The following is a 6161-nucleotide window of genomic DNA, read 5'->3' on the forward strand; positions in this document are numbered from 1 at the left end:
AAATCACTCCAGAAATTAAACCGATGATAATTCCTAAGCCAACAGCAATCAGGATCGGAATTTTGGCAATGCGGAGGTTTAGTTTAAGTCTGGTGGGGTTACTAATAAAGATTTCATTAATTACCATTCCCACGGCTAAGGAGATAGCAATGCACGGAAATAGGACAATTTCTTCTGGAATTAGCCTTGACAAGCCTAGGTTAGTAATGGCGACTTGACCGATATTCCAGCCAATTAATGCTGAGGTTATTCCAGCTAGTATGTAAAGGTAAATCCGCATTTTTTACATCATGTTTTATTTTGATTATTTTGGGTTCTATTATCTACTTGTTCAAGATTTTTTTTGGTATCATACTTTAATTGTTCATAGGTTGATTCAGATATTCCAGGTAAATAATTTATGATACCATCATACTGAATCCCTTTATTTTTTTGATATGCATAAATAGCTTCTACCCATTTCGTACTTAAATATTTTATACTTTCAGGTTTTACCTTTCTTTCAATTGCACCAGTATAATTGAGAGTTGGGTCTTTAAGAATTGTCTTAAGTGCTTTGACAACTTCAATTTCATTTTCTCGTTTATCTGGTGTTGCTGGTAGATCTTGTGGTAGTATACCTTTGAGATCATTAGTCAATTCCTGGACTATTCTCGAAATTACTTGACTAGTGGTTTTAGGAAATTCCGCAAGTGCTTTATCCTTCTCAATTTTAGTCATTTCAGGAGCAAGATTGACCTTCTGTCCTGAAGTAGGCTGGGTTGGAGTAACCACAGCACTCTTTGTAGTACTTGATTTTTTTTTGACATCTTTTTTTTTGTTTGATAGTTGCCTGTTTATATAACTGATATAATCTCCGGATTTTTGAATAAATTTATAACTAAGCGAGAAAATTAAAAATAATCCTATAATAATCGAAAAATAGTCTCTATTATTCCATATAAAGTTTAAAATCCCAGAATATTGCTTACTTATTTGTTCTTGTGGAGTCATCATTGGCTTGATAGGCAATCCAAAAGCGTCTTGAACCGATTTACGTGAATTTGGAAAAGCTTTATTAAATATTTCCTTTGGTACTCCACCAAAACCAACCTGATAAAAATAGGCAGATAAACGATACTCTCTCAGGCATTCAAACAATTTAGCTAGAGGCTTGTAATAAGGTTCAGAGTGTCTATGTCGGCGGCGAATTACTTTCAAATATTTTAATCTATTCCAAATTTTATCTCCACAACGGAAAGAGTTGGACTCTGAACTATATGACCGCCGATTAAAACTACTAATCATTTCTAAATCAGCTTGAACATCATTGATAAACTGCTTGCGGTAATGTTTCCAGGCACTGTGACGAGCTGCCAGTAACCAATGAACAGCTTCAGGAGTGATTTGTTTTTCGAGCAGTTTAGGCAGGATAAGTTTGATGCCCCTAGCAAGTAGCTCCGGTGGGATTTGGTCACCAATAGCCTCTTGAAACTCTAAGGATATGACTTGATTGTTGTCAGGTTTATGTCTACCACCCTTGATATTCAACCAATCCAAAAACTCTGGTAGAGTTTCTGGAATCACCATGGCTCTGAGAGTTATCAATCTTATGAATTGAGGAGTATATAAGTTCTGGCTCAGAGCATGTTGGGCTCCTTGATCATCAAATAACCTGTGCCAGTAGTCTGAAGTAATTTTCTGGTTCCCTAACGCCCCTGCTATCTGACGAACCGCTTCTGATTTCACCTGAGAACTGTTGATCAAGCGTTTAATTGCTGACTTGAGTGCCTGTTCGTCTACCGTTGCTGGCATCAGAGCTAAGGGACGATTAGCCTTCACTTGCAGAAAACTTCCATAGGCACGCTCACTGGCTGGATGAATCACAACAAAGCTCCAAGGGTTCTCTAAGGCTTGAGCATTGTAAGCCCAGGATACCGGCTCAGCTCCAGCTTTTATTTCAGCTATTTTGTTAATCAGTCTGAAATTAGGCTTATGCTGCCATGAGAGCACTATCGGCACAGACTTATGCTCAAACTTGTGCTCAAGTTTCTCTGAGGGGATTTCAGGTGGTATAGAAATCTCTTGTGAAGGATCTACTCTAGTCTCAAAAGGATTAAAAACAGGCAGATGGCCTACTCGCTGGGCATAGTCCTCCATCCAGCTCAGGATTTTACCGAGACTATCTGCCCCCTGACAGAGGAAATAACGATAGACTGAAAGAGGTCTTCCCCCATCATCCCTACCCCGACTCACCACTGCCACCACTGACCAATCCGGTATACAAGAATCGGGCTCTCCTGGCACAACTCGACCAATTACTGCTGGCTGGTTACTATTAGCACCCTCAACTACAGCAAATCGTTTATTAGCGATCGCGCGCTCGACCGTATAGGGAATCTGGGGTAAAGTGACATTCATGTACCGTCCAGTGAAGCCTCTGGATATCCAGCCCCCATCTGGGGTGATCTCAGCCTTGATACCAGTGCTAAATTCGTAAATTTCAACAGTAATAGTAATAGAATTACCATTAAAAGAGTCCATTGTTTTACTCCTGGTCTAGTTTTCTATGCCGTTGGCCAGTACAAAGCCAGTAGATCGGAGCTACTAAGCCAAAGGGTTTCCAACCCTGGGGATTTTTCAGGATTGATTCCTTAATTCCCTCACGGTCTCGACTAATACGCCTCATGTTTGGTTCTGGATGGCGCTCCCCCAACATGCCAAAAGCCGAGGTGGTGAAGCAATCAATGCTTCCAGGTCCCGATTGCTCCCAAGCCTGCAATCGTTTCATAACTTCAGGAAAGCGAGCGGTTGCTACATACGTCGGTTGATGGCGATTTACCCATAACTCAGGCTGTTCGCACTTGGTGAGAACCAGGGCAATGCGCCGGTGTATCACCCCTGTTTCTGCTCGGTCTAGTGCGATCAAAAATTTATCCAGACCATTGGCATACTCTTTGTCTTTGCGATTAGCTAAGCCATCAACCAGTAACATAATGCCGTTGGCTTGCACGGCATCTTCTAGGTAATCCCGAAGCAAGGGGGTAGCTGCTTGGTACAACACATCTTGGAAAAACTCTCCAGAATAGTCTTTACAATTTATGTTGAGCCTTACCAAAGAGGAACCTAAGCTGGTCTTCAGCCGCCGCCAGGAAAACTGGTCTTTGAGAACTATCTCGATACTATAATCTTTAACTTCATCGGCCTTAGCATCCAAGGGAGTGCCTTCTAACTGCTCCCCTTGTTCTAAAATTTTCTTGGCTTTCTCGATTAGTGCTTCCCCATCTTCATTAATTGGTGTTACTGTCTGCACTGGACTGGTGGAGGGGTCAGCTCCAGGCCAACGAGCCAAGGCAGCCATGTAGGTAGTTTTGCCAGATTTACGGTCTCCAATCACCCGCACACTAGCACTCAGTTGTGCTGGTTTAGGCAGGATTTTTTTCCCTAACTTGTTTTTTCCTAACCACTTATTAAACATTGACTCCTATCCTGTTGCCTGTACTGAGCCAATAAAGGGGAGAAAATATACTATAGGGTTGCCATTTATCAGGGTCTCTCAGCACTGACATTTCTCCATCCCATCCTGGTTCATTGATACGATTAGGTCTGGGGTCATTTCGACCCAAAACCCCAAAGGTTGATAAAGCAAAAAAGCGCAAGTTTTCTGGTGCAATCTCCGATTGAAGCAATAATTTAGTTTGTCGTAAATGCACATCAAACAAGTCAACTCCTGGATCAAGCCTGCCCGGCCACAGTTCCCCTCGTTCACATTTAGTGATGGCCACCGCTACCCGTAAGTCTTTGGTTCTTTCATAGAAATCGAGTTTTTGAGTAAAAACCCTCAATTTTTGAGCGTAATACTCATCACTATTTCCTTGCCACCCAGTCAGGAAAATTAAACATCCCCCTACATCCTTACTTAATAATTCTTGAAATAAATCTTCGTGTTTATGGTATATAAAGCCTGATTCTAATTCGTCAAAAAGTTCTCCAGCAGCATCTTTAACAACTAGGTTAATCGTTTCGTTCTTATGCAGCTTTCTCTTCACTTCGATCTGAAAGGAGTAAACAGGTAAATCACTAACCCCTCCTAAAGGAAGTCTTGTGCCTTCTAAGGAATCTCCTGACAGGATTATATTTCTAGCTTGTTCAGCAAGATGTCTAGCATCTTCATTCAAGGGGTGGACGGTAAACATCTTCTGGTTAAAAGCCATTTTTCGCTCGGACCAATAAGCCAAACCAGCTAAATAAGTGGTTTTTCCTGATTTTCGCGGACCAATGACAAAGATATTTCCCATCTTGTAATTCCTCTCTTAACGTAAGCATTCAGCGGTCAGCGGTCAGCGGTCAGCGGTCAGCGGTCAGTAGACGTAACTAAGATTAAACAAAGCTTAGGTGTTTTATTTTAAAGGGTTTGTTCAGCGTGCAGATCACCTGATAACTGATAACTGATAACTGATAACTGATAGCTAATAGCTGATAGCTGATAGCTGATAACTGAAGCTGATAGCTGATAGCTGATAACTGAAGCTGATAGCTGATAGCTGATAGCTGATAGCTGATAGCTGATAGCTGATAGCTGATAACTGATAGCTTACCTCCTAACTAGCAAGAAAGCTGGCTAAATAAATCCAGGGTAGTTCTAACAGAGCACGATTATAAATACTGGTAATAAAACAACGCACAGGCACCCCCGCAGGAGGTTTAGTCATGGCTACTAGTTGACGTTGCACTGGTCGAAAGTAGCGCTGGGAAACATAGCTATTACGTTGATACCAGTTTTTCCGAGAACGCAGTGGATCATAGGCAAGCTGAAAGGCTTCTTGCTCTAAATCGCAAAATAGATCGGCTTTGTTTAAGCAAATCACAATATGTCGTACCTTGGGGCAATCATTATGAAAAAAATCTACCCACCGTTGAAATCTATTACACCACTGTTGTTGAGTAGGAAATTCCGAGAAGTCTACCGGAGCCTGGGGTGATAGCATCTCCCGATAGGGTGGCAAGACTAGCAAAATCCCCTCGCTCTGCTTTACTGCTGCCAATACCTGCTGCCATTGTTGGGGATTATCCAGCTGCCAGGATTTGCGCCAGACTTCCCCCGGAGTATCGATCCAGTCTATAGAGATGGTCTTGCGACCAGCCGGTAACTTTACTTCTACCTCAAGGTAACGAGTGCTATAGACATTGGTGGGATCAACTGGTGTGGGTCGAAATTTGTCTTCTGTTTCATCAAAGAAGAGTGCCTTCAGGTTGTCGTAACTCTGGTTGGGAATATGGACATAGTCAAATTTAGAGTTAGTTAACTCAATGGCTAAGGCTGTCTTGCCGGTATTGCGATCGCCTATGTAAATTACTGCCACCGTCTAGTCGAGATTACTATTTTATGGTATAGTACCAACTTTATCAATCGGTGAGGTGCAAGGTTTTAGGGAGTCGGGATTGGGAGTCGGAAGTCGAAGCTCCCGACTACCTCAAGAATTTGTTACAAAAATTAAAAAAATATGCTATAATATAATATTTTTTGTGCTACAATCAAATTGTGGACATAAAATCCACGGGAAGAGCCAGCCTAGGGATTTTCGTAGGCTCAAGGCTGGCTCTGGGTTCCCCTTAAAGGAGATAACTTCATATTATGTCTTATCGTCCATGCCTATACCCATGGGTTATGATTCGCCTATCACCACGGAGGCAACCAGTAGTATTCGCTCGGTTCCGCAACCGTTCTGATGGCGAGAGCTATTTGCAGGCTCTGAAACCTCTGATGCCTAATGCCAAGTTTGTCCTTTTTTTTGATATAGGTCTGCCCATGGATCAAGAAGAGAGTACCTAGGGTGCCTTAGGGGCGGACGCTGCTGGCGAATTCGTGAAACCCTTATTCTGCCGTAATCTGCTCCCCTCTCCCAAGGTTGGGAGAGGGGCTGGGGGTGAGGGCTGATCGGGCTTCAAGGTAAGTTCGCGAAATATTTCGCCAACAGCATCCGCCCCGTAACGCACCACCTTTGGCATTGGCATTGCTGAATCTTGGAATCAATAGGAGTAGAGTGGGCATCCTGCCCGCTCGAAAATAAGGAGGAAACTGGCAAGATGCCAGTTCTACACAAGATGCCAGTTCCACGCCTGATGCCCATTCCACAGGTGCGACCCAAGGCCGGGTTCCCCGGCCTAGGAGGCGCGCACCT

The 6161-nt window shown here is 43.0% G+C and carries 6 protein-coding genes and 1 pseudogene; 1 reads left to right on the forward strand and 6 read right to left on the reverse strand.

Annotated features, from left to right (window positions below; genetic code table 11):
- The 5 genes and pseudogenes from F6K20_RS20720 to F6K20_RS20740 form a co-directional block, all read right to left on the reverse strand.
- Nucleotides 1-280 (reverse strand): annotated as a pseudogene (locus F6K20_RS20720) (hypothetical protein); the annotation flags it as partial.
- Nucleotides 281-288: 8 nt separating this feature from the next.
- Nucleotides 289-2523 carry a hypothetical protein gene (locus tag F6K20_RS20725; protein WP_008184437.1) on the reverse strand — a complete coding sequence of 745 codons (2235 nt, stop codon included), beginning with the start codon at nucleotides 2521-2523 and terminating at the stop codon, nucleotides 289-291.
- A gap of 4 nt (nucleotides 2524-2527) precedes the next feature.
- Complete coding sequence (locus F6K20_RS20730) at nucleotides 2528-3457, reverse strand: hypothetical protein (protein ID WP_008184439.1); 930 nt, start codon at nucleotides 3455-3457, stop codon at nucleotides 2528-2530.
- Nucleotides 3450-4277, reverse strand: coding sequence for a hypothetical protein (locus F6K20_RS20735; protein WP_008184443.1), 828 nt, complete (start codon nucleotides 4275-4277; stop codon nucleotides 3450-3452). The genes F6K20_RS20730 and F6K20_RS20735 overlap by 8 nt, the downstream gene beginning before the upstream one ends.
- Before the next feature lie 303 nt (nucleotides 4278-4580).
- The gene (locus F6K20_RS20740; protein ID WP_008184446.1) at nucleotides 4581-5342 is read right to left on the reverse strand and encodes a hypothetical protein; all 762 of its coding nucleotides are present in this window, start codon (nucleotides 5340-5342) and stop codon (nucleotides 4581-4583) included.
- A 272-nt stretch (nucleotides 5343-5614) separates the two neighbouring features.
- Here F6K20_RS20740 and F6K20_RS20745 point away from each other — a divergent pair, with 272 nt between their 5' ends.
- On the forward strand, nucleotides 5615-5812 hold the full coding sequence (locus tag F6K20_RS20745; protein ID WP_287254190.1) for a hypothetical protein: 198 nt from the start codon (nucleotides 5615-5617) through the stop codon (nucleotides 5810-5812).
- 42 nt (nucleotides 5813-5854) lie between these two features.
- Here F6K20_RS20745 and F6K20_RS20750 read toward each other — a convergent pair.
- Nucleotides 5855-6161 (reverse strand): hypothetical protein (locus F6K20_RS20750; RefSeq protein WP_287295871.1); only part of this gene is annotated, 307 nt, incomplete at its 5' end.

The sequence above is a fragment of the Moorena sp. SIO2C4 genome, assembly GCF_010672485.1.
In the GTDB taxonomy this organism is placed as follows: domain Bacteria; phylum Cyanobacteriota; class Cyanobacteriia; order Cyanobacteriales; family Coleofasciculaceae; genus Moorena; species Moorena producens.